Origin of the sequence: Modestobacter sp. VKM Ac-2979, from assembly GCF_026967995.1 — a bacterium.
Taxonomy (GTDB): domain Bacteria; phylum Actinomycetota; class Actinomycetes; order Mycobacteriales; family Geodermatophilaceae; genus Modestobacter.
Genome location: NZ_JAPVBO010000008.1, coordinates 155,566 through 182,199, shown reverse-complemented (window position 1 = coordinate 182,199; position 26,634 = coordinate 155,566). Strand labels below are relative to the sequence as shown.

Below are 26,634 nucleotides of genomic sequence, written 5' to 3'. Positions count from 1 at the left end.
CCTAGCGTGCACCTACCCCGGCCGTGGCCCACTCGGAGGAACCCATGCGCGCACCCGCCCTGCCCCTGCGCCGGAGGGCCGCGGTCACCGCCGCGCTCGCCGCCGCCCTGCTGGTCCCGGCCAGCGCGACCGCTGCCGCCCCGTCGGACCCGGGCCAGCCCGGCACCGGCGCCGGGGTGGACGCGGCCGGCTCCGGGACCCTGCCGATCCGCGGCCTCGACCTGGACGCGCTGACCATCCCCGAGCTGCAGGCCCGGATGGACGACGGCAGCCTGACCGCCGTCCAGCTCACCACGGCCTACCTGGCGCGGATCGCCGCGGTCAACGACGACCTCGGTGCGGTGCTCAGCATCAACCCCGAGGCGCTGCGCGACGCCGCCGCCAGTGACCGGGCGCGGCAGCGCAACCAGGCGCGCGGGCCACTCGAGGGCATCCCGATCCTGCTGAAGGACAACGTCGACACCGAGCAGCTGCCGACCACGGCGGGCTCGCGGGCGCTGCTGGACAGCCGCCCGGACGACGCGGAGATCACCCGGCGGCTCCGGGACGCCGGGGCGATCGTGCTGGGCAAGGCCAACCTCTCCGAGTGGGCCAACTTCCGCGGCGAGGCCTCGTCCAGCGGCTGGAGCGGCGTCGGCGGGCAGACCGCCAACCCCTACGTGCTGGACCGCAACCCGTGCGGTTCCTCCTCCGGCTCCGGCGCCGGCGTGGCCGCCTCACTGGCCCAGGTGGCGATCGGCACGGAGACCGACGGCTCGATCGTCTGCCCGGCCGGGGCCAACGGGGTGGTCGGGCTCAAGCCGACCCTCGGCCTGGTCAGCCGGACCGGCATCGTGCCCATCTCCGCCGAGCAGGACACCGCCGGCCCGATGGCCCGGCACGCCGTCGACGCGGCGCTGATGCTGGAGGTGCTGGCCGGCGCGGACGACGCCGATGCCGCCACCGCGGAGATCCCCGCCGACCTGGCCACCGACTTCGCCGACCTGGACCTCGACGCGCTGGGGGGGGCCCGGATCGGCGTCTGGACGCTCACGGCCGAGCAGGCCGCGGTGGTCGACGACCGCACCGAGGAGGTGTTCGCGGCGGCGGTGAAGCAGATCGAGGCCGCCGGTGCGACCGCCGTCCCGGTGCAGCTGGCCTACCAGGAGGAGATCGGCGCGGGCGAGTTCCCGGCGTTGCTGGCGGAGTTCAAGCGGGACCTGAACGCCTACCTGGCCGCCACGCCCGGTGACCACCCGAAGGACCTCGCCGGGATCATCGAGTTCAACGAGCAGGACCCGGTCGAGCTGGCCTACTTCGGCCAGGAGCTGCTCGAGCAGGCCCAGGCGACCACCGTGCCGGAGGAGGACGCCGCGATCCGGGAGACCCGCAACCGGATCCGGGACCTGGCCCGCGCCTCGATCGACGAGGTGCTCGCCCAGGGCGCCGGCCCCGAGGACGACCTGGACGCCATCGTCGGCCTGACCAACACCCCGGCCTGGCAGACCCGCTACGAGTACCTGGACGGAGAGGCCGACGCGTTCGTCTACGCCACCTCCACCCCGGCCGCGGTGGCCGGCTACCCGAACATCTCGGTGCCCGCCGGCTTCGCCGGTATCCGGGACTCGCTGCCGATCGGGGTCTCCTTCTTCGGGGCCCGTTGGGACGACGCCCAGCTGCTGGACATCGCCGCGGACTTCGAGGACCAGGCCGCGGCCCGCGAGGCACCGGGCTACCTGCCCACGGTGGGCTCGGACCCGCAGCCGGACAACCCCGAGCCGGCGACCTGACGAAGGACCCCCTCCTCCCCACCACTCGCACGCTCGCGGCGGGTCTTCCGGCCCCCTCTCAGGGGCCCGCGCTGAGCCTGCGAAGCGTGGGGGGAGAGGGGGTCCTTCGTCAGCCCAGCAGCGCGGCGCGCAGCTCCTCGGCGTCGGTGCGGACCTGCGCGAGCACCGGGGCGACGTCCCGCTCGCGCAGCTGACCGCAGCTGACCCGCTCGATCGGGGTGTCCTCGTGGTCGCCGTCGGTGAGCCGCCCGGTGACCTCCAAGGCGGACCGGAGCAGGGCGCCCTGGAACGAGGCGTCGTCGTCCACCTGCTTGAGCGGCAGGAGCATGCCCGCCGGGAAGCCCCACTGCTCCAGCGCCACGGAGGTCAGCCGCAGCGCCGAGATGCCGTACCGGTGCACCTCCGCCGTGCGGCGGGCGACCGCGGACCGGTGGGTGCTCCACAGCTCGGCGTAGCCGTCGGGGTCGTTGTGGTGCAGCAGCGCCACGCCCATCTGCGCCAGCAGACCGAGACAGAGCGCGTCCTGCGGGCGTTCGGCGAACCGGGGTGCCAGCGTCGAGGCGGCCAGCGCCAGGGTGGTGCTGACCTCCCAGAAGTCGTCGGGCAGGAGCGACTCGTCGTCCAGGTCGGTCAGGGCGACCGTGGCCATCGTCCGCACCGTGCCGAAGCCGACGACGGTGACCGCGAACTGCAGGGAGGTCACCCGCCCGCGCATCCCGTAGAACGCCGAGTTGGCCAGCTTCATCACCCGGCCGGCCAGCGCGACGTCCGCGCCGAGCAGGCGGGACAGCTCCTTCGCGCTCGCCCGGTCGGAGTTCGTCTCGGCGACGACCTGGGCGGCGACCGGCCGCTGGGCGGCCATGCTGTCGATGCTGCCGAGCACCCGCTCCAGGTCGAAGAGCGGGGCGACGGTCAGGGACGGTGCGGCGGAGGGGGTCACGTCAGCTCCACGTCGGGGTGCCGGACTGCTCCGGGGGTGGCGGTCGCCGTCTCGGCGAACCAGGCGGCGGCGTCCTCGCCGGACAGTGGCGCGGCCAGGCTGAAGCCCTGCAGGTAGGTGGCGCCCAGCCGGGCGAGCTCGTCGGCCTGCTCCTCGGTCTCCACGCCCTCGGCCACCGTGTCCAACCCCAGGCTGCGGGCCAGGGCGATGACCGCGGTGGTGATCTCGGGGTGCCCGTCGGCCAGCTCGGCGACGAAGGACCGGTCGACCTTCAGGCAGTCGACCGGCAGGTGCCGCAGGTAGGCCAGCGAGGAGTAGCCGGTGCCGAAGTCGTCGATGGAGACCTGCACACCCAGCTCGCGCAGCTGCAGCAGGACGGCGCGGGCCGAGGCGGGGTCCTTCATCAGGGCCGACTCGGTGATCTCGATGGAGAGCCGGCTGGCCTGCAGGCCGTGGCGCTGCAGGGCCGCCTGCACGTGGCCGTGCAGGTTGACGTCCAGCTGGAGGGCCGAGACGTTGACGTTGGCCCGCTGCGGTGCACGGCTGCCCAGCCGGCGGTCCCACTCGGTCAGCTGCCAGCAGGTCTCGTCCAGCACCAGCGACCCCAGCGCAGACACCAGGCCGCTCTCCTCGGCCAGCGGGACGAACGTGCTCGGCGGGATCGCCCCGCGCTCGGGGTGCTGCCAGCGGGCCAGCGACTCCACGGTCACCGCGCTGCCGTCGGCGGTGCTGAAGATCGGCTGGTACATCAGGGTCAGCTCCCGGCGGCCGATCGCCTCGCGCAGGTCGGCCACCAGCCGCAGCTTGTCCCGGGCCTGCGCCCGGGCCTCGGAGTCCAGCACGGTGATCCGGCCCTTGCCGGCGGCCTTGGCCTGGTACATCGCGATGTCGCAGTCGCGGATCAGGTCCTCGGCGGCGGCGTGCTCGGCGGTCTGCACGGTGACCCCGACGCTGGCCCGGGGGTGCAGCTCCACCCCGGAGAGGGTGAGCGGCCGGTGCAGCGCCTCCCCGATCCGCTCGGCGAGCGCCACGGCGCCGTCCTCGGAGACCTGCTGGCAGACGACGACGAACTCGTCCCCCCCGAAGCGGGCCACCAGGTCGCCCGGTCGCACTGTCGACCGCAGGCGCTGGGCCACCTCGACCAGCAGCGCGTCGCCCACGGTGTGCCCGAGCGAGTCGTTGACCACCTTGAAGTTGTCCAGGTCCAGGAAGATGCAGGCCAGGCCGCCGACGCCGGGGCGGAAGCGCTCGGCCACGTGCTCGGCCAGCAGCGTGCGGTTGGGCAGCCCGGTCAGCGGGTCGTGATTGGCCTGGTGGGCCAGCCGCGCCTCGAAGGCCAGCCGGTCGGTGATGTCCTCGATGGTGCCGATGAAGCCGGCGCCCGCCCCCGGGGTGAACACGTGCGCGAAGCGGATGACCGTGCTGCGCTCGGTGCCGTCCTGCCGGACCAGCCGCGCCTGCGCCTCGCGGTCGCCACCCTCGAGCACCGCGATGGCCTGTTCGACCACCGTCTCGAGGTCGTCGGGGTGCACGGCGTCCAGCCAGCCGGTGCCGAGCAGCTGTTCGGCCTGCGTGCCCATCAGGGTGCAGAACGCGTCGTTGACGTGCGCCAGGCGCATGCCCTGCTCGGACAGCAGCGTGGGCACCGGTGAGCGCTCGGTGAGGGTGGCGAAGCGCCGCTCGGAGGCGTCGGCGGTCGCCCGCAGCGCCCGTTCGGTCTCGTTGGCCGTGGAGGTCACCCGGAGGGTCCAGCGCCGTCCGGCCGGTGGCGGGACCGGCACGGCGGAGACCGTGCACTCCAGCAGGGCGCCGCTGGCGCACCGGACCGGCAGGGTCATGTGCACGGTCCGCTCCCGGCGGAGGAGCAACTTGAGCTCCCCGCCGCCCAGCGAGGGCAGCAGCTGCTCGACGGCCACCGCGTGCAGGTCCGCCGGCCCGTAGCCGAGCAGGGTCGCGACCCCCTCGTTGGTCCAGCCGACCCGCAGCACGCCGCCCACCTGCTCGATCACGAGCACCGCGACGGCGTCGCTGACGCTCACGCCGTGGAAGACCGCGGCCACGATCTCGGGGGACGCCTGGGGCTCGCCGACCGCCCGTGTCCGTGCTGACATGCCGTCCCTCCCCCCGCCGTCCACCCGGCGCGCCGGTGCGCCCCTGCCCACAGCGTCGTCCCGCCGGAGACGGCACTCCAGCCGATCGGGCGGACTTCCCTCCTTCGGGGCGGGGCGGGGCCACCGCGACCACAGCGGGTGACCCGGGGCGTTCGACCGACCCCCGGTTACTCCCCGGTAGCGGGTGTGGGATGTTCGACACCCCACGTCGAGACGGCAGGGCTGCCGTCAGGAATGAGGACCCATGCGCTTGCACCTGTCGCCGGAGGACCGGGCCTTCCGGGACGAGATGCGCACCTTCTTCACCACCGCGGTGCCGCAGTCGATCCGGGACGCGGTCGCTGCCCACCGGGAGCTGACCAAGGAGCAGTTCATCGAGGCCCAGCGCGCGCTCAACGCCGCCGGTCTCGCCGTGCCGCACTGGCCGGTGGAGTGGGGCGGCCGGGACTGGACCCCGCTGCAGCGCCACATCTGGCGCGAGGAGATGCAGCTGGCCGGCGTCCCCGAGCCGCTCGCCTTCAACACCAGCATGATCGGCCCGGTCATCGCGACCTTCGGCTCGCAGGAGCAGAAGGAGCGCTTCCTGCCCGCCACCGCCAACCTCGACATCTGGTGGTGCCAGGGCTTCTCCGAGCCCGACGCCGGCTCGGACCTGGCGTCGCTGCGCACCACCGCGGTGCGCGACGGCGACGACTGGGTGGTCAACGGTCAGAAGACCTGGACGACGCTGGGTCAGCACGCCGACTGGATCTTCTGCCTGGTCCGCACCGACCCCACCGCCGAGAAGCGGCAGCGGGGCATCTCGCTGCTGCTGTTCCCGATGGACACCCCCGGGGTGACCCTGCGGCCGATCGAGCTGCTCGACGGTGGCTTCGAGGTCAACGAGGTCTTCTTCGAGGACGTCCGGGTGCCGGGGGACCTCCTGGTGGGCGAGGAGAACCACGGCTGGGACTACGCGAAGTTCCTGCTCGGCAACGAGCGGGTCGGCATCGCCCGCATCGGCGCGACCAAGCGGATGCTGATCGAGGCCAAGGAGCACGCCCGCGGCATCACGGTCAACGGGGCCCCGCTGTCGGAGGACCCGTACATGACCGCCCGGATCGCCGAGCTGGAGAACGAGCTGCTGGCGCTGGAGCTCACCGCCCTGCGGGTGGTGGCCAACTCCGCCGGCGGTCGCCCGCACCCGGCGTCCTCGGTGCTGAAGCTGCGCGGCTCGGAGCTGCAGCAGGCCGCCACCGAGCTGCTGGTGGACATCGCCGGCCCGCTGTCGGTGGCCTCCTTCGCCGACGACGAGTCCGACGTGCCGGAGTGGGCCCAGGTGGCGACGCCGTCGTACCTGAACTACCGCAAGGTCTCCATCTACGGGGGCTCGAACGAAGTGCAGCGCACCATCATCGCCGGCTCGATCCTGGGGTTGTGAAGTAACCATGGAGTTCAGCTACGACGACGAGCAGAACGGTCTCCGGGAGGCAGTGAGCGCACTGCTGGCCCGGGCGTACGGCGACAGCGAGCAGCGCCGGCGGGTGGCCGGCACCGACCCGGGCTTCGACGAGAAGACCTGGGGCCAGCTGGCCGAGATGGGCCTGCTGGGGCTGCCGTTCGCGGAGGCCGATGGCGGCATGGGCGCCGGTCCGGTGGAGGTGTCCATCGTGGCCGAGGAGATCGGCCGGGTGCTGGCACCCGAGCCGTTCGTGGAGGCCGTCGTCCTCGCCGGTGGGCTGGTGGCCGACCTGGGCACCGACGCGCAGCGCGCCGAGGTGCTCGGGGCGCTGGCCGAGGGCACGCTGCTCCCGGCCTTCGCGCACACCGAGGTCGGCTCCCGCTGGCAGGCCTCGGCCCAGTCGGTCACCGCGACCGAGGTCGGCGGCGCGTGGCAGCTGACCGGGGTCAAGGAGCCGGTGCCGCACGGTGCCCGCGCCGACCTGCTGGTGGTCAGCGCACTCGTGGCCGGGGCCACCCGGCTGTTCCTGGTGCCGGGCGACGCCGAGGGGCTCACCCGCACCGGGTACCGCAACCACGACGGCACCCGCTCGGCGAAGGTCGCGTTCGCCGGCACCCCGGCCCAGCCGCTGGGTGAGGGCACCGCCGACCAGAGCGCCGCCATCGAGAAGTCGCAGGCCCGCGCGCGGGTCGCCTACGGGCACGAGGCGCTGGGGGCGATGGAGACGGCGCTGACCACGACGGCGGAGTACCTCAAGGCCCGCAAGCAGTTCGGGGTGCCGCTGAACAAGTTCCAGGCGCTGACCTTCCGGGCGGCGGACATGTACGTCTCCCTGGAGCTGGCCCGCAGCACCGTCATGTGGGCGACCCTGGTCGTCGACGCCGACGGTGACGTGGTCGCCGCCGCCGACCGGGCCCGGCTGCAGACCAGCCGGGCATCGCGGCACATCGGCAAGGAGGCGATCCAGCTGCACGGCGGGATCGGCGTCACCGCCGAGTACAAGGTGGGCCACTACACCAGCCGGCTCACCGCGATCGACCACCTCCTCGGTGACGGCGACTGGGCGCTGGCCCGGCTGGCCGGCTCGGTGGGCGAGCACCAGACGGTCGACGCCCTGCAGTAACCAGCACCCGCTCGACAGCGCCCCTCGGCCCACCCGGCCGGGGGGCGCTGCCGCGTCCGGGGCCGGGAATGCGCCCGGGTGTCGTACGGTTCCACGAGCCAGTAGTTGCGCTCTCAACCAGTGCGGCTCAGACGAGAGGGAGCACGAGATGCAGTTCGGGATCTTCACCGTCGGCGACGTCACCCCTGACCCGACCACCGGCCGGGCCCCCACCGAGGCCGAGCGGGTCAAGTCGCTCATCACGATCGCGCTCAAGGCCGAGGCGGTGGGGCTCGACGTCTTCGCCCAGGGCCAGCACCACAACCCGCCGTTCGTGGTCTCCTCCCCCACCACCACGCTGGGCTACATCGCGGCCAAGACCGAGAAGCTGGTCCTCTCGACGTCCACGACGCTGATCACCACCACCGACCCGGTGAAGATCGCCGAGGACTTCGCGACCCTGCAGCACGTCGCCGACGGCCGCGTCGACCTGATGATGGGCCGGGGCAACACCGGCCCGGTGTACCCCTGGTTCGGCAAGGACATCCGGGACGGCATCCCGCTGGCCGTGGAGAACTACCAGCTGCTGCGCCGGCTGTGGCGGGAGGACGTCGTGAACTGGGAGGGCCAGTTCCGCACCCCGCTGCAGGGCTTCACCTCCACGCCGCGCCCGCTGGACGGCGTCCCGCCGTTCGTCTGGCACGGCTCGATCCGCAGCCCGCAGATCGCCGAGCAGGCGGCCTACTACGGCGACGGGTTCTTCCACAACCACATCTTCTGGCCGCCGGAGCACACCGAGCGGATGGTCGAGTTCTACCGCCGCCGGTTCGAGCACTACGGCCACGGCAGCGCCGACCAGGCGATCGTCGGGCTGGGCGGCCAGGTGTTCATGCGGAGGAACAGCCAGGACGCCGTCCGCGAGTTCCGCCCCTACTTCGACAAGGCACCCGTCTACGGCGGCGGCCCGTCGCTGGAGGAGTTCACGTCGCAGACCCCGTTGACCGTGGGCTCCCCGGAGCAGGTGATCGAGCGGACGCTCGGCTTCCGCGACTACGTCGGTGACTACCAGCGGCAGCTGTTCCTCATCGACCACGCCGGGCTGCCGCTGAAGACGGTGCTCGAGCAGCTGGACATCCTGGGCGAGGAGGTCGTGCCGGTGCTCCGCCGCGAGTTCGCCGCGCTCAAGCCGGCGCACGTGCCGGACGCGCCGACCCACGCCAGCCTGGTCGCCGCCGCCGGCGGTGGGCACGACAGCACCGTGCACGCCGCCGACGACGTGACCGGCCGGACCGTGGAGACGGCGGCGCAGGCATGACCACCCGCACCCTCGCCGTCGTCAGCGCCGGGCTGAGCGACCCCAGCTCGACCCGGCTGCTGGCCGACCGGCTCACCGCCGCCACGGTCGAGGCGCTGCGCGCCCGCGGGGAGGACGCCACCGTGGAGGTGGTGGAGCTCCGCGGGCACGCCCGCGACCTGGCCGACAACCTGACCAGCGGCTTCGCCAACGGGTCGCTGCAGACGGCGATCGACACGGTCGTCGGCGCCGACGCGCTGATCGCGGTCACCCCGGTGTTCTCCGCCTCCTACAGCGGCCTGTTCAAGACGTTCTTCGACGTCCTGGACAAGGACGCGCTGACCGGCAAGCCCGTGCTGCTCGGCGCCACCGCCGGGACGCCGCGGCACTCGCTGGTCGTCGAGCACGCGATGCGCCCGCTGTTCGCCTACCTGCGGGCGGTCGTCGTCCCCACCGGCGTCTTCGCCGCCGCGGAGGACTGGGCCGGCGGCGGCGTCGACCGGTCGCTGGCCGGCCGGGTCGAGCGGGCCGCCGGTGAGCTCGCCGGGCTGGTGAGCGGTCGCCCGGTCGCCAGCCGGCCGGCCGACCCGTTCGCCGACCCGACCACCTCGTTCGAGGAGCTGCTGAAGGGCCGCTGACCCGCACCGCAGCTCGACATCGGGCTGGGAGCTGTCTCCGCGTCCCGGAGGCAGCTCCCAGCCCGTTCTCGTCGCGCTGCCGCCGTCGGGCAGGATCCGGGGATGACCCCGCCGACGTGGTTCACCCAGGCCCTCGCCCAGCAGCCGGAGCACCGGGACGTCGTCGTCTCGGGCGCGCGGGTGCACTACCGGGCCTGGGGGCCGGCCGGGGCGCCGGGGGTGGTGTTGGTGCACGGCGGTGCGGCCCACTCCGGCTGGTGGGACCACGTCGCTCCCCTGCTCACCGGCCGCCGGGTGGTCGCCCTCGACCTGACCGGCCACGGCGACAGCGACCGGCGCGAGGACTACGACCCGCTGCTGTGGGCGCGGGAGGTGGTGGCCGTCGCCGCCGACGAGGGCCTCGACCGGCCGGTCGTCGTGGGCCACAGCATGGGCGGCTGGGTGGCGGTGACCGTGGGCGTCGAGCACCCGGGCGACATCGGCTCGGTCGTCGTCGTGGACTCCCCGCTCAACGACCGGCCGCCGGACGAGCGTCGGCTGCGGGAGCGCCGCCGGCCGCACCGGGTGTACCCGGACCCGGACGAGGCGCGGGCCCGCTTCCGGACCCTGCCGCCGCAGGACGTCCTGCTCCCCTTCGTCCGCGAGCACGTGGCCGCCGGCTCGCTGCAGGCCGTCGAGGGCGGCTGGACGTGGAAGTTCGACCCGGACTTCTTCGGCACCCGGCTGCGGCTGCGCGACCTGCTGCCCGGCGTCGCCGTCCCGCTGACCTTCCTGCGCTGCGAGCACGGGCTGGTCAGCCCCGAGATGGCCACCGAGATGGTCGGGCTGACCCGGGCCGGGATGCCCGTGGTCGACCTGCCCGACAGCGGCCACCACCCGATGCTGGACCAGCCGCTGGCGTTGGTCACCGCGCTGCGCACGGTTCTCGCGCTGGGCGGTGACCGACCCCGCTGAGGCGCCGGTCGAGCTGCCGCAGGAGTGGGTCAGAGGCAGCGGTGCAGCGCCCGCCAGAACCCGTCCATGCCGTCCTCCGGCCCGGACATGCCCCGGTTGGTGAGCAGCACCGCGACCAGGTCGGCGGCCGGGTCGGCCCAGCCGGTGGTGCCCGTCCCGCCGTCCCAGCCGAACCGGCCCGGCTGCGCCCACGGCTCCCCTGGCTCGACCTGGACGCCGACCTGCAGGCCCCAGGAGCGGCCGGCGCCGAGGAAGTCGGCGGCCTCCACCCGCTGCGCCGTGGTCAGCGCTCCGGTGGTCATGGCGGCCACCGATCCTGGGCTCAGCAGCGGTCCGCCGCCGTCGGCCAGCGCGCCGAAGACGGCCAGCACGTCCGGTGCGCTGGAGACCAGCCCGGCCGCCAGCCCCTCGAAGACCGGCGGCACGGACGACCGCCCGTCGGCGGGGTCGAGGAGCTCGAACCCGTCGCCGGCCGGCAGGTACGCCGGGCCGAGCCGCACGGGGTCGGTCGCCCAGAAGCCGGTGTCGGCCAGGCCCAGCGGACCGGTGATCCGGGCGCGCAGCAGGTCGTGCAGCGGGCACCCGGAGACCCGGCTCAGCAGCACCGAGAGCACCTCGGTGCTGAGGTGGTACAGCCAGCTGGCCCCGGGTTGCGCGGCCAGCGGCAGCTCGCCCAGCCGGGCCAGGTACTCCTCCGGCGTCAGCTCCGGCGGGAGCGGACCCGGTCCGAGGCCGGCCCGGTACACGGCCTGGTCCAGCGGCGAGTCGTCCCACAGCCCACCGAAGCCGGGCGTGCTGGTGAGCAGGTGGCGGACGGTGATCGGGCGGTCAGCGGGCACCGTGTCCGTGAGTGGGCCGGCCCGGTCGACCAGCACCCGTGGTTCGGCCAGCTCGGGCAGCCACCGCCCGACCGGGTCGTCGAGGTCCAGCAGCCCGTCCTCGACCAGCGACAGCGTCAGCACCCCGGCGAACGGCTTGGACAGCGACGCCAGCCGGAACAGCGAGTCCGGACGCACCCGGGTGGTGCCCCCCAGCTCGAGGGAGCCGCCGGTGTGCACCTCGACCTCGCCGCGGTGCCGCACCGCGGCGGCGTAGCCGGGCAGCCGGCCGCGCTCGACCTCGGCCTGCAGCTCCGACCAGACGGTGACGAACCGGGACAGGTGGGTCATGCCGGCCTCCGGCGTCCGAGGGACGGCGCACCCGGCGTCCGAGGGACGGTGCGCTCAGCAGGGAGGACGGCGGCGGCCGGCGGAAGTCATCGCGCCGGCCGCCCGGAACCTCAGGCGGTGGTGCCCTTGCCGGAGGACCGCTGCGCCTCCGGGGCGTCGGCGCCGTCCTCGCCGAGGTGTCGCTCGAAGTGCGGCGGGACGACGAGGTCGGCCGGGCTGAGCTCGTCGATCGAGCGGTGGCCCAGGCCGACCAGGGCCGAGCCGAGGCCGTCGCGCAGCAGGTCCAGCACGTTGCCCACCCCGGCCTCGCCGTTGGCGGCCAGACCCCACAGGTAGGCGCGGCCGATCATCACGGCCTGGGCGCCCAGGGCGAGGGCCTTCGCGACGTCGCCGCCCCGCCGGATGCCGCCGTCCATCAGCACCTCGACCTGCTCGCCGACCGCCTCGACCACCGCGGGCAGCGCCCGGATCGCCGCCGGGGTGCCGTCGAGGTTGTTGCCGCCGTGGTTGGACACCGAGATCGCGGTGACCCCGGAGTCCACGGCCCGCTTCGCGTCGTCCACGCGCATGACGCCCTTGAGCATGAACGGCCCGTCCCACTGCGAACGCAGCCAGGCGACGTCGTCCCAGCTGGGCATCGGGGAGGCGCTCCACTGCCCGTAGGCGCCGAAGAACGTCGGCGGCTCGTCGCCGGGCTTGGCCACCATGTTCGGCACCGTGAGGTCGGGGAGCTTGCGGGTGCGGGCGAAGTCGAGCAGCCACCGCGGCCGGGCCAGCACCTGGGGCGCGTACTTCCGAGCTGCCTCGAGGTTGATCTTCTCGGGGATGAACGGGCTGCCCCAGTCCCGGCCGTAGGCGAACGACCAGTCCAGCGTGGCGATCATGCCGACCGCGCCGGCGTCCCTGGCCCGCTGCATCCGGCCGAGCATCTCCTCACGGGTGCCGACCCAGTACATCTGGAAGAAGGTCTGCGGGTTGGCCGCCACGACCTCCTCGATCGGCTTGCTGGCGAAGGAGGACAACCCCATCGCCACGCCCCGGGAGGCGGCGGCGCGGGCCACGGCGACCTCGCCCTCGGGGTCGACCGCCTGCACGCCGGTGGGGCTGATCATGATCGGCATGGACACCTGCTGGCCCATGATCGTGGTGCCCAGCTGCCGCTCGTTGCTCAACCCGGCGGTGTGCGGGGCGAACCCGAGCTCGGCGAAGGCGGCGAGGTTGTCCTCCGCGGTGAGCCCGCGCTCCGACCCGGCCACCAGCGCCCCGTAGACGCCCTTGGGCAACCGCCGCTTCGCGCGCCGCTGCGCCTCCGCCACCGACTCGAACCACGCGTTCGCCACCTGCGGACTCCCTGCTGCTCGCCTCGTCCCGGGCGACGCCGTCGTCGCCGGGGTTGCCGTCGCGGAGCCGGCCGGTCCACCGGCGCGCCACGTGGCACTGAGTGCCACCCTAGCGGCCGGGGTGGCCTGGGACACAGCGCGCCGGTCAGGCGTCCTTGATCGCCGAGACGTCGAACTCCACCTGGATCCGGTCACTGACCAGCACGCCGCCGGTGTCGAGGACCGCGTTCCAGGTCAGGTCCCACTCGCTGCGCTTGATCGCCAGCGCACCCTCGAAGCCCACCCGCATGTTGCCGAACGGGTCCAGCGCCGAGCCGGTGAGCGTGAAGTCGATCGAGACCGGCTGGGTGACCGCCTTGATCGTGAGGTCGCCGGTGACCCGGTAGACGTCCCGGTCGACCTGCTCGACCGACGTGGAGACGAACACCATCTCGGGGTGCTGCTCGACGTCGAGGAAGTCGGCCGAGCGCAGGTGCGCGTCCCGGTCCGGGGTGCCCGTGTCGATGCTCGCGGTGGCGATCCGCAGCTGGACGCTGCTGGCCGCCGGCGTCGCGGTGTCCAGGTGGGCGGTGCCGGAGAAGTCGGTGAAGGCACCCCGCACGGTGGTCACCATGGCGTGCCGGGCCCGGACGCCGATCCGGGTGTGCGTGACGTCGACGGTGTAGTCGCCGGTGACGTCCGTCAGGGCGCTGGTGGCGGCGTCGAAGTCCGTCGCGGCGCCCTCGGGTGCGCGGTGCTTGCCCACGGGTCAGCGCTCTCCTCGTCTCGGTGGTCGAACCCCTCGATCCTCCCCGATGGTCCCGCGCCGGCGCACAGGAGGGCCACCCGCGCGGGGGCCCGGACGCAGCGAGGCCCGGGTCCAGCCGGACCCGGGCCTCGCTGCGCACCACCGGTGGCTCAGTACCAGCCGGTGGCCTTCGAGTGCGACCACGCGCCGCACGGCGAGCCGTAGCGGTTGTTGATGTAGATCAGCCCCGCGTCGATCTGCCGGTAGCCGTCGGAGGTCTTGGCGATCCCGGTGCTCTTCCAGGTGGAGTCCAGGAACTGCGGGATGCCGTAGGCGGTGCTGGTCGGGTTCTGGGCGTTCGGGTTCCAGCCGCTCTCCTTGCCCCAGAGGCTCTCCAGGCAGGAGAACTCCGCCTGGTCACCGCCGAGCTTGCCGAGGGCGTAGTCCTGGAACGAGCCCGAGCCGGACGAGGCGGCCGGGGCCGCCGGCGCCCGGGCGGGAGCGGGGGCGGCCGGCGCGGGCGCGCGGGCGGCGGCCCGCTGAGCGGCGGCCGCCTCCTCCGCGGCCTCGGCCTCGGCGGCGGCCTGGGCCTCGGCGGCGATCCGGGCCTCCTCCGCGGCCTGGGCCTCGGCGGCCAGCCGCGCCGCCTCGGCGGCTTGGGCGTCCAGCACAGCCTGGTCGGCGGCGGCCTGCGCCTGGGCGGCGGCGACCTGCTCGGCCTCGCGCTGGCTGCGGTTGGCGGCCAGCTGGCCGAGCCGGTCGGTCAGCCGCCCGTCGACGAGGGCGGTCGCGGTCTGCTGCGAGCTCAGGTCGAGCTGGGCGGCGACGCCGGCGGGCTCGACGGCGGCCTCGGCCCGGGCGTCCGGCTCACCGCCGACGAGGACGTTGACCAGGATCGCGCCGGCGGCCGCGACGCTCAGGTACAGCGTCGGTCGACCCAGCCCACCGGGCGGCTGGCGACGACGGGTCTGCCGGGCGGTCGGGGCGTCACCGGTCGAGAGCAGCGGGAGCACCTCGGTGGTGGGCAGCTGCTCGTCCGACGAGGACGCGGTGGTGCGACGGGACATGAAGAGAAGGGCTCCGTGGGTCTTCCGTGGCCGCCTACCGAGTCAGCTGACGGGTTCGGGCGGGAAGCGGCCCTACCCGGCCGGGCGGTTGCCCGGGCGGGATTCACCCCAGTGGTGCGGTGGGTCCCCGGTTCGCTGCGGGCAGCGACTCGGCGGCATCCGGTGCGGGCTCCCCGGGTGGGGACGAGACGTCCGACCGGACCTGGCCAAGGTAGAGGCCGTGACCCGGCCGTGACAATGCCCGGGAGCGTCTTTCGTCGCCATGTGCCACGGCTCGCACCCGGCGGTGGGGCGGGCTTGGAGCAGAGTGACGGCTGGGGCCGGTGGGACGGCGCAGGTTCAGGGGAGCCGCCACACCGTCGTCCGGCGCACCGCGCCCCCGGCGGCGTCGGGCACGTCGTACTCCGCCTGCGCGAGCAGGCCCTCCTTCGGGACGTACGCGCGCCCGGGGTCGCCCAGCAGCACGGTGGCCCCGCGCAGCCAGGCCGCACCGAGGAAGGGCAGCACCCGGGCGGTCATCTCGCGGTCGTAGCAGACGTCGCCGGCCAGGACGACGTCGATCGCCGGCAGCTCCTCGTCCAGCACGTCGCCGACCACGTCGATGCCGGTGACCCCGTTCACCTCGGCGTTGAGCCCGACCGCCGCGTGCGAGTACGGGTCGACGTCACTGGCCAGCACCCCGCTCGCCCCGGCCAGCACGGCGGCGACGGCAACCAGGCCGCTGCCGGCCCCCAGGTCGAGCACCCGGCGGCCGGCGACGAGCTCCGGGTGGTCGAGCACGTGCCGGGCCAGCGCCTGGCCGCCGGGCCAGGCCGCGGCCCAGAACGGCGGGTCCTCGCCGGCGCCGCCGCCCTCGGTCTCCATCGCCTCCCAGAGCGCGACGACGTCGTCGGCGACGTGCAGCTGCACCTCGGGGACGAGCGACGGGCGGTCCAGCCGGGTGTGCGCCCGCAGGAAGGCCGGTGGGACGGGGTGCGGGACCGCCACGCGGGTCAGTCCTTGCGCTGGCTGCGCACGACGGTGACCGGGCACGGGGCGTGCCGGGTGACCTGGTCGCTGACCGAGCCGAGCAGCAGGCCGGCGAAGCCGCCCCGCCCGCGGGCACCGACGACGAGGAGGTCGGCGTCCTGGGCGGCCTCGATCAGCGAGCGCACCGGGGCCGCGTGCACCACGTGGCAGGTGACCCCGCCGGCCCGCTCAGCGCCCAGCACGGCCCGGACGTCGGCCTCCAGGTCGGCCTGCACCGCCTGCTCGTACTCGCCGATCGGCGGCACGTAGCCCGGCTCCCAGCTGGCCGGCTGCGGCGCGGTGGCGATCCGCCAGCCGCGGACGACGTGCAGCGGCCAGGAGGCGCGCTCGGCCAGCCCGGCTGCCCACTGCAGCGCCTCCTGCGCGCAGTCCGAGCCGTCGTGCCCGACGACGACGCCCCCCGCGACCACGGCGCGGGTCGACACCTCACCCTCGACCGCGGCGAGCTCGGTGGCCGCCTCGTCCCGCTCGGCCGCGAGGGCTGCGTTCTCCGGCTGGGCTCCTGGCTGCTGCGTCAACGCCGTCTCCTGTGCTCGTCTGCGTGTGCTCTGCCGGTACCCGGCACCGACACAGCTTCTCCTACCCGCCCGGTGGACGGCAGGGGCGGAGGGCCCGTCCGGCCCGTGTCGCCCGGCCAGCGGGCTCGGATCGCGCCGGAGGCCGCGCTGCTCTTCACTGATCATGAGCCGGCACACGCCGGCAGGAGCTACTGGAGCAGAGGAGGAACGGCAGCCATGGAGCACTTCACCATCGCCACCGTCGCCGAGGAGAGCGCCGACTTCCGTCGGGTGCTGTGGACCGGCGAGCACACCCAGCTGGTGATCATGACGATCCCGCCGGGTGGGGAGATCGGCGAGGAGGTGCACGAGGAGATCGACCAGATCCTCACCTTCGTCAGCGGCACCGGTCAGGCCGTCGTGGGCGGGCAGAAGAAGAACGTCGCCCAGGGTGACCTCGTCGTCGTCCCCGCCGGCAAGAAGCACAACTTCCTGAACACCGGCGTGAACCCGCTGGTGCTCTACACGGTCTACGGCCCGCCGGAGCACGCCGACAAGGCCGTGCACAAGACCAAGGAGGAGGCCGACGCCCTCGAGGAGGCCGGCAAGGACGAGCCGCCGACCAGCTGATGCCGGGTCGTGCCGGTCGGGCAGGGTGGGCGGCGTGACGACGCAGCCGGGCATCTTCGCCCTCGGCACCCCCGAGCACTGCTATCTGGAGCTCGACCTCGAGCCCGGCTGCTCCGCGGCGGACCTGGTCCGCGGGGTGGCCGGGCTCATCGGTCCGCTCTCCTCCACCGGAGGGGTGAACGTGGTGGTCGGCCTCCGGCCGGAGCTGTGGGCCGAGGTCGCCCCGGACGACGCCCCGGCGGACGCCGCGGGCTGGACCGAGGACCTCGTCGGCGCCGGCCGCTACCGGATGCCGGCGACCCAGCACGACGCCTGGGTCTGGGTCGCCGGGGGCGACCGGACCGCGGTGTTCGACAACGCGCGCGCCGTGCTCGCCGCCCTGGCCGGGGTCGCCCGGGTGGGCGCGGAGGTCACCGGTTGGCTGTACCGGCACGACCGGGACCTGACCGGTTTCGTCGACGGCACCGAGAACCCGTCGCTGCTGACCGCCGCCGAGGTCGCGGCGGTGCCGGCGGGCGAGCCGGGCGCGGGAGCGAGCATCGTGCTCTACCAGGTGTGGCGGCACGACAGCGCCACCTGGGAGAGCCTGGGCGTGCACGGCCAGGAGATGATGATGGGGCGCACCAAGCCCGACAGCGTCGAGCTGCCCGAGGACGTGATGCTGCCCAGCGCGCACGTCGCCCGCACCACCGTCGAGGTGGACGGCGAGGAGAAGCCGATCTTCCGGCGCAACGTCGCCTACGGCGGGGTCACCGACCACGGGACGGCGTTCGTCGGGTTCGCCCGCGACCAGTGGCGGCTGACCGAGATGCTCCGCCGGATGGCCGGGGCGACCGACGGGATCCGCGACGGGCTCACCGGCTACCTGACCCCGCTGACCGGCGCGTACTACACCTGCCCGTCGATCGAGGCCCTCGCCCGCTTCGCGCCGTCGGACGAGGACTGAGGGCCGTCGTGCCGGAGGAGCCGGAGCGGCCCGAGCCGGAGGGTGGGGACCCGGCGTGCTGGCTGGACCAGGTGTGCCCGGCCTGCGGCCGGCTGACCGAGCGGACGGCGGCAGGCCGCTGCGCTGCCTGCGGGGAGCCCTGGGACTGAGCGCCATGTCCGCGCCGGACGCCGCGGGCGTGCGGGTGGGTGTGGGCGGCGCGCCACCTGACCCGGAACGGCCGGTGCCGGCGCTCCGTTCGACCCGGCACGGGTCGACAGCGGCCGCGCGCACTGGGGCGCGGTTCGTCACCCGTCAAGGGCCCGGTGTGCACCCCGCGGAGGTCAGGCGGCTGAGCTCCTGGCGACCTGGCTGCCGTACCAGCTGGTCAGCAGGTGCGCGCGGACCGAGCCGGGCAGCGCACCCCAGCGCAGCAGCGCTGCGCGGGCCGGCAGCGCGCTGGCCGCGGCCAGCTGGCCCAGCTCGCGGACCCGCTCCGGTCGCGGGCTGTTCGGCCCGCGATCGTGCAGGCCGGCGGTGAGCTGGCTGTCGAAGGCCGCGAGGATGTCGGCCTGGTGCTCCGGGTCGAACCACTGAGGGCTCCGCGCCGAGCTCGCTGCGAGGTGATGACGGATCACGATGCGCTTATCGGCCCGTTGTGCCCGCGCTGTGACCTGAACAGGGCCCACTGGCTTCCCGGAATTGCGGTCCCGCCCCATGGGGCACAGGTGTCACACCCGCACCAGCGGTCGCGCTCGCCCCGCGATCGCATGACGGCTCAACTCGCCCAGCCGACCTCCCCTCGCGAGCGGTGAGAGAGGTCAGCGACTCCCCCGTGTCCTGAGCAACCGCAGGTTGTGGGTGTCAGAAGGGCGGCGGGTCGTCGTCGTCCGGCGGTGGGCCGCCGCTGCCGACCAGGTGGCGGACGGCGGATGTGTGGAGGCCCGGTGGTCGGGTGGTGCGGGTGACGCCGGAGGGTGTGGTGACGGTCAGGACGCCGTTGTCGGTCATCGTGAAGCGCCATCTGGGTGCGTGGGTCTTGAGCCGGTGGTGTCGCCGGCACAGGCAGCACAGGTTGGTGCAGTCGGTGGCCCCGCCGTCGCGGTGAGCGCAGACGTGGTCGAGGTCGGTGCGGGCGGCCGGTCGCCGGCAGCCGGGGTGCCGGCAGGTGCGGTCCCGGGCCCGCACGAAGCGGAACTGCGCAGGGGTCGGCGTGTACCGGTCGACGGCCGGTGGCCGGTCCAGCACCGCGCATCCGCAGTCCCGGTCGGGGTGGGTGCGGCAGCCGTGGCGGGCCAGCCGTTCCAGCTCCGGGCGGGTCACCGTCGCCCGCAGCGCGCCGGTGACGGGGTCGGTGAGGTCGATGGCCAGGGTGCCGCCGCCGGTGGGTGCCTGCAGCCCACCGGGGCAGATCGCGTCCAGCTGCACCAGCAGTTCCCGCAGCTGCCCGGCGGTGATCGGCGCCCCGTCCACCGTGGCGGCGTCCCGGTCATCGGAGGGCGCGCTGCGCCCATCGCCCGGCGCGCTGAGGCCATCGCCCGGCGCGCTGCGCCCACCGCTCGGTGCGCTGAGCGCTCCACCTGGCGCGGCACGACCATCGGTGGGGCGGGTGTGCAGCGCCGGCAGCGGCGCCTGCACGTGCAGATGTGCGGTGACCGGCTCCCGGCTGGTGTCCCACGGACGCAAGATCAAGTCGGCCATCACCTGCGCCCGGAGCTGACCGATCGGCCGCCCATCACCCTCGACCTTCGCCATCCGCGCGTAGGCGTCCACCGCCTCCCGGCACGCCGCGGCCACCGGCATCGGCATCGCCGCGACCAGCTCACCCATGCCATCGGCGGTGGCCCGGGTGGTCACATCCGCACACCGCTCGGCCTGCTTCCGCCGCCGATCGGCCGCCGCCTCGTCCAGCGCGATCAATGCCGCCGCCGTCCGCTCCTGCAACCGCCGCGGCGTCTCCCCCGCCACCGCCCGCCCCAGCGCTTGGGCCTCCACCTCGGCCACGATCCCCGGCTCCACCCGGCCTCCGGCATCGACCGACTGGCCGCCCAGCGCCCGCACGATCGCGTTCGCCCGCGCCGGGTCGATCAGGCTGTCGGCCAACGCAGCCCAGGTGGCCGGCAGCTCACGCACCAGCACCAGGGACCGCTCGCCCAGCACCGTGGCCGCCGTCCGCGAGATGCCCGCCACCAGCGCCAGCTCATCGGCCAGGAACTCCGACACCCCCACCGGCACCCTGACCGGGGCCCAGTCCTCGACTCCGTGACCCGGCTGCTCCTCGGACAGGTCCCACTCCACCGGCCGACGCCGAGCCAACTCCGCCACCACCACCGCCTCATAGGCAGCCAGCTGCGCCCGCACGTCGGCGAGCGCAGCCAACTCCCCGACCAGCCCGGCATCGGAGAAGCCCCGCGGCGACAGCACCTCCGACAACCGGGTACGCCGACGCGTCACCCCTGCCGGCGGTGGCGGCCACTCAGCCAGGGACGAGGACCGCGGCGACACCGTCACCGCCACCCCGAACCCACCGGCCTCGAACACACCCCGAACCTAGGCGAGGGGTACGACAGTTCTGCCCGGTCACGACAAGACCCCGGCCACGGATCGACGCACCCCTGCCAACCTCGGCCGGCGCCCTGGCCGACGTCGGGCGACCGCTGCCACGCTCGCGGCCATGGCCCTCGGACTCGGTCTCCTCGGCGTCCCGACCAGCGCCGGTTCGCACAACGCCGGGCAGGAGAAGGCCCCGGCCGCCCTCCGTGCAGCCGGTCTCGTCGCGGCGCTCCGCACGGCCGGCCTGGACGTCGAGGACACCGGCGACCTCGCCGTCCGGCGCCACCGCCCGAGCCCGCCGGTCGACGGGGTGCGCGCTCTCGACCGGGTGGTCGAGGTGGTCACCGAGGTCGCCGACCGGGTGGCCGCGATCCGGGCCGCCGGGCGGCGACCGCTGGTGCTGGGCGGCGACTGCACCGTCACCCTCGGCGTCCTGGCCGGCCTGGCTCGACACGATGACGTCGGCCTGGCCTACGTGGACGGGGACGCCGACCTCAACACCCCCGCCGGCAGCACCTCCGGCGTCCTCGACACCATGGGCGTCACGCACCTGCTGGGCGGCGGCGCCCCGGCGCTGGCCGACATCGGCCCCCGCACCCCCCTGCTGCCCGGCGACCACCTCGAGCTCTTCGGCTTCGACCCCGGTGAGCTCGACACCGACCAGTGGACCCGCCTCGTCGAACACCGGCTGTCGGCGACCCCCGCACCGGTCGTGCGCGCGGCCCCGGCGGGCAAGGCCGCCGAGGCGGTCGAGCGCCTCGAAGCCGTCTGCAGCACCTTCCTGGTGCACCTGGACGTCGACGTGCTCGACACCAACGACGTCCCGCTGGCCAACTTCCCGCACTCGGCGGGCCTCTCCCTCGGCGAGCTCGCCGGTGCGCTCGACGTGTTCTGCGGCAATGCCGCCTGCGCCGGGCTGGTGCTCACGGAGGTCGACCCCGACCACGACCCGGACGGCACCCTGCTCCCCCAGCTGATCGACGTGGTCGCGACGGCCCTAAGCCCGGGGAGACTCCGGGCGTGACCTCCGACCAGGGCTACGGACCGGACCACGCGACGGCGTTCGGCCTCAGCGCACACCACGTGATGCTGGCCATCCCGGCCGGCAGCGAGGACCGGTGCCGCGCCTTCTGGGTCGACGTGCTCGGCCTCGTCGAGCTGCCCAAGCCACCGCAGCTGGCCGCTCGCGGCGGCCTGTGGGTACGTGGCGACGGGCTGGAGCTGCACCTGGGCGTGGAAGCCGACTTCCGCCCCGCCCGGAAAGCCCATCCCGGCATCCGGGTCCACCACCTCGACGGCCTGGCTGCGCTGCTCACCGACAACGGCATCGCGATCAGCTGGGACACCGAGGGCTTTCCGGGCCACCGCCGCTGCTACGCCGACGACCCGGTCGGCAACCGACTGGAGTTCATCCAGCGCGACACGACGGTCCCGAACTGGTGACCTACAACCCGCCGGCCACCCGCAGCACGGCGCCGGTGACGTAGCCGGCCTCCGGGCCCAGCAGCCAGGCGATCGCCGGAGCGATCTCGTCCGGCTCCCCCGGGCGGCCCATCGGCACCCGGGCGGTCACCCGCTCCAGCCGGCCCGCGTCGCCGGCGCCGGCGTGGATGTCGGTGCGCACCAGCCCCGGCGCCACCGCGTTGACCCGGACGCCGTCGTCCGCGAGCTCCTTCGCGAGGCCCATGGTCAGCGCGTCCACCCCGGCCTTCGCCGCCGCGTAGTGCACGTACTCGTGCGCCGAGCCGAGCGTCGCCGCGCTGGAGGAGACGGTGACGATCGAGCCACCCGGCCCGCCCCGCCGCTGGGACATGACCTGCGCCGCCCGGCGGACGCACAGGACGACGCCCAGCAGGTTCACGTCGATCACCTGGCGGACGACGTCCACCGGGGTGTCGGCCAGGTCGCCGAGGTGGGCGGTCAGGCCGGCGTTGGCGACGAGCCCGGTGACCGGCCCCAGCTGTTCCGCCGCGGCGGCGAAGAGCGCGTCGACGTCGTCGGGGTCGGAGACGTCGGCCCGGACGGCGACCGCCCGGCCCCCGTGGGCCTGCGCTGCGCTGACCACCGCAGCCGCCTCGTCCCGCCCCGAGCGGTAGCCGACGACCACGTCGTGGCCCTGCCGGGCGAGGTGGTCGACGGTGGCGGCGCCGATGCCCCGGCTCCCGCCGGTGACGACGGTGACCGGACGACCGGAGGGCGACTGCGGAGGGGACACCCGCTGATCCTCCCCGCCCGGTGCCGGGAGACTGTCACCCCCGCCCGGCAGACTGCTCGACGTGGAGAACAGGCCCGAGGCCGCCTTCCGGCGACTGCAGCCGCTGCTGGTCGAGGTGCGCGACGCACTGCTCGGCGGCCTGACCGTCAGCCGCGAGATCCACGCGGCGCACGGCTGGCAGCCGGCCGCCGACCGGCACCTGGACCACCAGCTGGTCCGCCGGGAGGCGATGGAGCGACTGCGCCCCTACGCCGAGCACCACGACCACCCGTTCGGCACGCAATTGGAGCTGGTCGACCCGGGCAACGAGAACCTCGGGCTGCCGATGAGCGGGTTGATCCTGCGCACCCCCACCGAGGTGTTGCGGGTCTGGCACTCCGACGACGGCGAGCTGCCCGCCGCCGACACCCAGGGCCTGCGCGACTTCTACCGGCAGGCGCCGGTCGCCCAGCAGCGCCTGCAGCTGGCGATCGACGGTGCCCCCGACCTGCGCCGGCGCGACCACCTGGCGCTGCTGTGGGCCGATGCCCGCACACCCGGCCGGGCGCCGGAACTGGTCCGGTTCGACCTCGTCCGTCCGCGCGACTGGGCCGGGCGGCGGGTCGAGGTCGACTGGCGGGTGGGTCTGCTCGACCTGCTCGGCCGCCGCGCAGCCTGACCGGCCGGCGCCCGACACCGCGAGCGACACCCCGGCGGGCACCCCGCGCGGCACGCCCGTGAGCCCGGACACCACAATGTCCCGGTGCACAGAGGCAGGAACGTAGACCCCGGAATCGCGCGCTCGTGGCTGCTGGTCAACGGCGCCCGCACCGAGCTGTTCGACGAGGCGCACGAGTCGCGCGCCGACCAGATCGTGCTGGACATCGAGGACGCGGTCGACCCGGCCCGCAAGCCCGATGCCCGGGCCGACGTCGTCGAGTGGCTCTCCGCCCCCGGCAACCGGGCGTGGGTGCGGATCAACGACCACGCAACCCCGTTCTGGGCCGACGACGTCGCCGCGCTCGCCGGGCTGCCCGGCCTGGCCGGCGTGATGCTCGCCAAGACCGAGGCGGCCGAGCACGTCACCGAGACCTTCGACCGGCTGGGCGGCTCCACCCCGGTGCTCGCGCTGGTCGAGTCGGCGCTGGGCATCGAGGAGGCCGTGCGGATCGCCTCGGCCCGCGGCGCCTTCCGGCTGGCCTTCGGCAGCGGTGACTACCGCCGCGACACCGGCACCAGCGCCGACGACCTGGCGATGGCCTACCCCCGTTCCCGCCTGGTCATCGCCAGCCGGGTCGGTGGCCTGCCCGGCCCGATCGACGGGCCCACGGTGGGCACCAGCCACCCGATCCTGCGCGAGCAGTCGGCGCTGACGGTCTCCCTCGGACTCACCGGCAAGCTGTGCCTGCAGCTGGACCAGCTCCCGGTGATCAACGAGGTCATCAGCCCGGCACCGTCGGACGTCGCCTGGGCCCGGGACTTCCTGGCCGACTTCGACGCCCGCGGCCAGGTCATCCGCGACGGCAGCGACCTGCCCCGCCTCGGCCGGGCCCGCAAGATCGAGAAGCTCGCCACCGCGTTCGGCGTCGAGCCCTCCTGACCTGACCGCGCCAGCGGCCCCCTCCCCCCGCCAGGGAGGGGGCCGTTCGTCTCTCAGGCCCCGCGGACGGCGACGACCACGGTGGCCGCCAGGTCGTCGTCCTCGACGACCCGGGCCGTCAGCCCGGCGGCGGTGCACGCGGCCCGCGTCGCCGGCGCCTGCTGCCGGCCCGTCTCGATGAGCAGTGCACCGCCGGGCGCCAGCCAGCCCGGCGCCCCCGCCGCCACCCGACGCTGTACGTCCAGCCCGTCGACCCCGCCGTCCAGCGCGGCCCGTGCCTCGTGGTCGCGGGCCTCCGGCGGCATCAACGCGATCGCCTCGGTGGGCACGTAGGGCGCGTTCGCCACCAGGACGTCGACCCGGCCACGGAGTGACTCCGGGAGCGGGTCGTACAGGTCGCCCGCGTACACCGCCCCCGACACGTTGCGCCGCGCGCAGCGGACGGCGACCGGGTCCAGGTCGGCCGCGTGCAGCTCGACCGACGGGACGACGGCCGCCACCGCCGCACCCACCGCGCCGACCCCGCAGCACAGGTCCAGGACGACCGAGCCCGAGGAGGCCAGCGCGACCGCCTCCCGCACCAGCAGCCGGGTGCGCTGCCGCGGCACGAACACGCCCGGCTCGACGGCCAACCGCAGCCCGCAGAACTCTGCCCAGCCGAGCACCTGCTCCAACGGCTCGCCCGCCACCCGGCGCGCGACCAGGCCGTCGAGCTGGGCAGCCGACGCGGCCGCCGCCAGCAGCAGCACCGCCTCGTCCTCGGCGAACACGCAGCCGGCCGCGCGCAACCGGGCGACGACAGCAGGGTCGGGGGCGGGGCACATCAGCGGCCAGTGTGCCGCCTCGCTGACGGAACACGACCGCACCGATACGGTGCCGCCATCGACGGCGGGCCGGAAGGGGTGGGCGTGGACCAGCGGCGGGACGGCTTCGCCGCGTTCGTGGCCGAGCACGAGCAGGAGCTGCGCGGAACGGCCCTGCTCCTCACCGGCGACGCCGCCGCGGCCGACGAGCTGCTCGTGGCGGCCCTGGCCCGGACGCACCGCCGCTGGCGGCGGCTCGGCGCACCGGCGACCGCCCTGGCCGACACCCACGACGCGCTCGTCTCCGCCACGCTGGGCCGGACCCGTCTCCCCGCGACCGGCCGGGACAGCGTGCTCGCGGCGGAGCCGGATGAGCACCCGGACCACCGGTGGCTGGCGGCGCTCGCCGAGCTGGACCCGCGCACCCGCGCCGTGGCGGTGCTCCGACTGCACGAGGCGCAGGACGAGGACGACGTCGCGACGCTGCTGGGCTGCTCCCCCGCCGAGGTCGGGGCCGCCCTCGCCGATGCCCTGGCCACCCTGGCCCCCTTGCTGGCCAGCGAACCGGTCGAGCCGGACCAGCCGGTCGAACCGGTCGCCGCCCCCCAGCCCCCGCCGGTGGCGGTCCCGGACCCCCCGGTGACGCCTGGCCCCACCACCGACCCAGCCGACCCGTACGCGATCTACCGCCGACCGGGGACACCGGCTCCGCTCCCGGTCCAGCGGCCGGCTCCTGCGGCGGCGCCCGCGCCGACCCCCGCTCCCCTCGCCGTGCGGCCGCAGCCGAGCGACGACCCGAACGCCATCTACCGGAGGCCGACGTGACCGCGGACGCCGGGCAGGCCGTCGCCGACCGGCTGCACCGGATCGCCGAGCGCGCTGGGCCCGCCGACGACGGCCACACCGCAGCCCGCGCCGTCGCACTGGACCGGCACCGACGGCGACGGGCCGGCAGCTGGGCCACCGGCGCCCTCGCCGTCGTGCTCCTGGGCACCGGTGCCTCGCTCGCCCACTCGGCGGTGACCGAGCCGCCGGCCGCGACCGCCACCTCGACCCCGGCGCCAGTCACCAGCACCTACGTTGCCCCGCAGTCGGAGCTGGTCGAGGCGCCCGTCCGCGGCTCCCTCGCCGACGACGAGGACTTCCTCGCCGCGATGGCCGCCGCCCCGTGGACCGGCCCGGTCGGGCCGGACGGTGACGTCGTCGACTGGGGCGGACCGGAGCCGGAGCCGGGCACCGGGCGGGTGGTCTACGCCGCCGACGTCCCCGGCGGCCACCGATGGGCCGTGGTGGTCGCCCGCGCCGGGACGGAGTGGGTCTGGACCTGGTTCACCGGGCCGCGCGGCGCGGAGCCCGCGGAGATGACGCCGGTGATCGGCGGGGTGCCGCTGTGGACCGGACCGCTGGCCCTGATGGACGGCTCCGCGGAGACCAGCACGCTGGTCGTGCTCGGCGAGCCCGGACTGGAGGCCGAGTACTCCCCCAGTCTGGACCGGACCTCCGGCGGTGAGCTGGTGCGCGACTTCGACCCGCTGCCGCTGGTCGACGGGGTCCCGCTGGGGGTGGTCATCTCCCCGGTCACCTGGACCGCTGGGGAGGTGCAGGTCACCAGCCCGGTCGGGCAGCAGTCGCTGTCCCCGATGCTCAGCGGCCCGCTGCCGTCGTGGCCGACGTTCCCGACCGGCCCGGTCGACGAGGCCCTCGTCGCCCCGTGTCTGGAGCAGCTCGGTCTCGACGTCCAGACCGGGTCCGGCTTGAGCTGGGAAGCGCCCGAGCAGTTGAGCAGCGCCGAGGAGGCCGCCCGGGAGCAGGAGATCGCCGCGTGTTTTCGAGCCGGGGAGCGCTGAGCCG

General features: G+C 74.7%; 26 protein-coding genes and 1 riboswitch. Of the genes, 14 read left to right on the top strand and 12 right to left on the bottom strand.

All coding sequences use genetic code 11. The features are described from left to right. Window positions 1–44 precede the first annotated feature (44 nt). On the top strand, window positions 45–1,769 hold the full coding sequence (locus O2W15_RS21910; RefSeq protein WP_269180968.1) for an amidase: 1,725 nt from the start codon (window positions 45–47) through the stop codon (window positions 1,767–1,769). A 109-nt stretch (window positions 1,770–1,878) separates the two neighbouring features. Here O2W15_RS21910 and O2W15_RS21905 read toward each other — a convergent pair whose 3' ends face one another. Both O2W15_RS21905 and O2W15_RS21900 read right to left on the bottom strand, forming a co-directional pair. Continuing rightward, a complete protein-coding gene (locus O2W15_RS21905; RefSeq protein ID WP_269180967.1) occupies window positions 1,879–2,709 on the bottom strand; it encodes an HDOD domain-containing protein in 831 nt (276 codons plus the stop codon). Further along, a complete protein-coding gene (locus O2W15_RS21900) occupies window positions 2,706–4,820 on the bottom strand; it encodes a putative bifunctional diguanylate cyclase/phosphodiesterase (RefSeq protein WP_269180966.1) in 2,115 nt (704 codons plus the stop codon). The genes O2W15_RS21905 and O2W15_RS21900 overlap by 4 nt, the downstream gene beginning before the upstream one ends. 244 nt (window positions 4,821–5,064) lie before the next feature. On the opposite strand from O2W15_RS21900, the gene O2W15_RS21895 reads away from it, so the two are divergent. The 5 genes from O2W15_RS21895 (at window position 5,065) to O2W15_RS21875 (ending at window position 10,249) form a co-directional block, all read left to right on the top strand. Further along, the gene (locus O2W15_RS21895) at window positions 5,065–6,240 is read left to right on the top strand and encodes an acyl-CoA dehydrogenase family protein (RefSeq protein ID WP_269163449.1); all 1,176 of its coding nucleotides are present in this window, start codon (window positions 5,065–5,067) and stop codon (window positions 6,238–6,240) included. 7 nt (window positions 6,241–6,247) lie between these two features. Then, window positions 6,248–7,384: an acyl-CoA dehydrogenase family protein gene (locus O2W15_RS21890; protein WP_269180965.1), complete on the top strand. Its 1,137-nt coding sequence runs from the start codon at window positions 6,248–6,250 to the stop codon at window positions 7,382–7,384. Window positions 7,385–7,532: 148 nt separating this feature from the next. After that, window positions 7,533–8,678, top strand: coding sequence for an LLM class flavin-dependent oxidoreductase (locus O2W15_RS21885; protein ID WP_269180964.1), 1,146 nt, complete (start codon window positions 7,533–7,535; stop codon window positions 8,676–8,678). Continuing rightward, complete coding sequence (locus O2W15_RS21880; protein WP_269163452.1) at window positions 8,675–9,295, top strand: FMN reductase; 621 nt, start codon at window positions 8,675–8,677, stop codon at window positions 9,293–9,295. The genes O2W15_RS21885 and O2W15_RS21880 overlap by 4 nt, the downstream gene beginning before the upstream one ends. A 102-nt stretch (window positions 9,296–9,397) precedes the next feature. After that, entirely contained in the window at window positions 9,398–10,249 is an 852-nt protein-coding gene (locus tag O2W15_RS21875) for an alpha/beta fold hydrolase (protein ID WP_269163453.1), read from the top strand. A 29-nt stretch (window positions 10,250–10,278) separates the two neighbouring features. On the opposite strand, the gene O2W15_RS21870 is transcribed toward O2W15_RS21875, so the two are convergent. From O2W15_RS21870 to O2W15_RS21845, 6 genes are all read right to left on the bottom strand, one after another. Further along, the gene (locus tag O2W15_RS21870) at window positions 10,279–11,418 is read right to left on the bottom strand and encodes a serine hydrolase domain-containing protein (RefSeq protein ID WP_269180963.1); all 1,140 of its coding nucleotides are present in this window, start codon (window positions 11,416–11,418) and stop codon (window positions 10,279–10,281) included. 110 nt (window positions 11,419–11,528) lie between these two features. Beyond that, window positions 11,529–12,758, bottom strand: coding sequence for a pre-mycofactocin synthase MftD (gene mftD / locus O2W15_RS21865; protein WP_269180962.1), 1,230 nt, complete (start codon window positions 12,756–12,758; stop codon window positions 11,529–11,531). A gap of 145 nt (window positions 12,759–12,903) precedes the next feature. Beyond that, window positions 12,904–13,503 (bottom strand): YceI family protein, encoded by a 600-nt coding sequence (locus O2W15_RS21860; protein WP_269180961.1) that lies wholly within the window; start codon window positions 13,501–13,503, stop codon window positions 12,904–12,906. 152 nt (window positions 13,504–13,655) lie between these two features. Continuing rightward, window positions 13,656–14,552, bottom strand: coding sequence for a transglycosylase SLT domain-containing protein (locus tag O2W15_RS21855; protein ID WP_269180960.1), 897 nt, complete (start codon window positions 14,550–14,552; stop codon window positions 13,656–13,658). A gap of 16 nt (window positions 14,553–14,568) precedes the next feature. After that, window positions 14,569–14,717, bottom strand: a riboswitch (cyclic di-AMP (ydaO/yuaA leader). Window positions 14,718–14,891: 174 nt separating this feature from the next. After that, window positions 14,892–15,539, bottom strand: a complete 648-nt coding sequence (locus tag O2W15_RS21850; RefSeq protein ID WP_269163458.1) for a class I SAM-dependent methyltransferase — start codon at window positions 15,537–15,539, stop codon at window positions 14,892–14,894. Between the two features lie 5 nt (window positions 15,540–15,544). Beyond that, window positions 15,545–16,099 carry a universal stress protein gene (locus O2W15_RS21845; protein WP_269180959.1) on the bottom strand — a complete coding sequence of 185 codons (555 nt, stop codon included), beginning with the start codon at window positions 16,097–16,099 and terminating at the stop codon, window positions 15,545–15,547. A 216-nt stretch (window positions 16,100–16,315) separates the two neighbouring features. Between O2W15_RS21845 and O2W15_RS21840 the strand changes: the two genes are divergently transcribed. Continuing rightward, window positions 16,316–16,708 carry a cupin domain-containing protein gene (locus O2W15_RS21840; protein WP_036335220.1) on the top strand — a complete coding sequence of 131 codons (393 nt, stop codon included), beginning with the start codon at window positions 16,316–16,318 and terminating at the stop codon, window positions 16,706–16,708. A 34-nt stretch (window positions 16,709–16,742) separates the two neighbouring features. Continuing rightward, window positions 16,743–17,654 (top strand): Dyp-type peroxidase, encoded by a 912-nt coding sequence (locus O2W15_RS21835; protein WP_269180958.1) that lies wholly within the window; start codon window positions 16,743–16,745, stop codon window positions 17,652–17,654. A gap of 323 nt (window positions 17,655–17,977) precedes the next feature. Here the strand turns inward: O2W15_RS21835 and O2W15_RS21830 are convergent, their stop codons facing one another. Further along, complete coding sequence (locus O2W15_RS21830) at window positions 17,978–18,271, bottom strand: hypothetical protein (RefSeq protein ID WP_036335222.1); 294 nt, start codon at window positions 18,269–18,271, stop codon at window positions 17,978–17,980. 226 nt (window positions 18,272–18,497) lie between these two features. After that, on the bottom strand, window positions 18,498–20,087 hold the full coding sequence (locus O2W15_RS21825) for an HNH endonuclease signature motif containing protein (protein ID WP_269180957.1): 1,590 nt from the start codon (window positions 20,085–20,087) through the stop codon (window positions 18,498–18,500). A gap of 220 nt (window positions 20,088–20,307) precedes the next feature. Here O2W15_RS21825 and O2W15_RS21820 point away from each other — a divergent pair, with 220 nt between their 5' ends. Next, the gene (locus tag O2W15_RS21820) at window positions 20,308–21,210 is read left to right on the top strand and encodes an arginase family protein (RefSeq protein WP_269180956.1); all 903 of its coding nucleotides are present in this window, start codon (window positions 20,308–20,310) and stop codon (window positions 21,208–21,210) included. Then, window positions 21,207–21,629 carry a hypothetical protein gene (locus O2W15_RS21815; protein ID WP_269180955.1) on the top strand — a complete coding sequence of 141 codons (423 nt, stop codon included), beginning with the start codon at window positions 21,207–21,209 and terminating at the stop codon, window positions 21,627–21,629. The genes O2W15_RS21820 and O2W15_RS21815 overlap by 4 nt, the downstream gene beginning before the upstream one ends. Window position 21,630: 1 nt before the next feature. Here O2W15_RS21815 and O2W15_RS21810 read toward each other — a convergent pair whose 3' ends face one another. Beyond that, complete coding sequence (locus O2W15_RS21810) at window positions 21,631–22,401, bottom strand: SDR family NAD(P)-dependent oxidoreductase (protein WP_269180954.1); 771 nt, start codon at window positions 22,399–22,401, stop codon at window positions 21,631–21,633. Window positions 22,402–22,462: 61 nt separating this feature from the next. Here O2W15_RS21810 and O2W15_RS21805 point away from each other — a divergent pair, with 61 nt between their 5' ends. Together O2W15_RS21805 and O2W15_RS21800 are read left to right on the top strand one after the other, a co-directional pair. Then, the gene (locus O2W15_RS21805; protein ID WP_269180953.1) at window positions 22,463–23,059 is read left to right on the top strand and encodes a hypothetical protein; all 597 of its coding nucleotides are present in this window, start codon (window positions 22,463–22,465) and stop codon (window positions 23,057–23,059) included. Between the two features lie 84 nt (window positions 23,060–23,143). After that, the gene (locus O2W15_RS21800) at window positions 23,144–23,980 is read left to right on the top strand and encodes an HpcH/HpaI aldolase/citrate lyase family protein (RefSeq protein WP_269163466.1); all 837 of its coding nucleotides are present in this window, start codon (window positions 23,144–23,146) and stop codon (window positions 23,978–23,980) included. Window positions 23,981–24,033: 53 nt separating this feature from the next. Here the strand turns inward: O2W15_RS21800 and O2W15_RS21795 are convergent, their stop codons facing one another. Then, complete coding sequence (locus O2W15_RS21795; RefSeq protein WP_269180952.1) at window positions 24,034–24,804, bottom strand: putative protein N(5)-glutamine methyltransferase; 771 nt, start codon at window positions 24,802–24,804, stop codon at window positions 24,034–24,036. An 84-nt stretch (window positions 24,805–24,888) separates the two neighbouring features. On the opposite strand from O2W15_RS21795, the gene O2W15_RS21790 reads away from it, so the two are divergent. Together O2W15_RS21790 and O2W15_RS21785 are read left to right on the top strand one after the other, a co-directional pair. Next, on the top strand, window positions 24,889–25,608 hold the full coding sequence (locus O2W15_RS21790) for a hypothetical protein (RefSeq protein ID WP_269180951.1): 720 nt from the start codon (window positions 24,889–24,891) through the stop codon (window positions 25,606–25,608). Beyond that, window positions 25,605–26,630 (top strand): hypothetical protein, encoded by a 1,026-nt coding sequence (locus O2W15_RS21785; protein ID WP_269163469.1) that lies wholly within the window; start codon window positions 25,605–25,607, stop codon window positions 26,628–26,630. Before O2W15_RS21790 ends, O2W15_RS21785 begins: the two co-directional genes overlap by 4 nt. Window positions 26,631–26,634: the final 4 nt, after the last annotated feature.